General features: G+C 53.2%; 1 protein-coding gene. It reads left to right on the top strand.

Annotated elements, in window-relative coordinates:
• Positions 1–18: 18 nt before the first annotated feature.
• A partial coding sequence (locus LIN78_RS18030; protein ID WP_227182272.1) for a PLP-dependent transferase occupies positions 19–222 on the top strand: 204 nt, incomplete at its 3' end.

The following is a 222-nucleotide window of genomic DNA, read 5'->3' on the forward strand; positions in this document are numbered from 1 at the left end:
TACGCAGACGCCAGTCGACTGGTATCGCTGATGAAACTGCCCGTCAACGCACCAAGCCTTGGCGGAGTAGATTCGCTAGTCATTCACGCAGCCGCCATGTGGGCAGGTACGTTAACCCCAGAACAAATGAAAGTCGCCGGCATCCCGGTGAACTTGGTGCGTTACGCGATCGGGATTGAACACCCGGATGATATTGTTGGGGATGTAAAACAAGCATTAGAT

It is taken from the genome of Leeia speluncae, from assembly GCF_020564625.1.
GTDB classification, from domain to species: Bacteria; Pseudomonadota; Gammaproteobacteria; order Burkholderiales; family Leeiaceae; genus Leeia; species Leeia speluncae.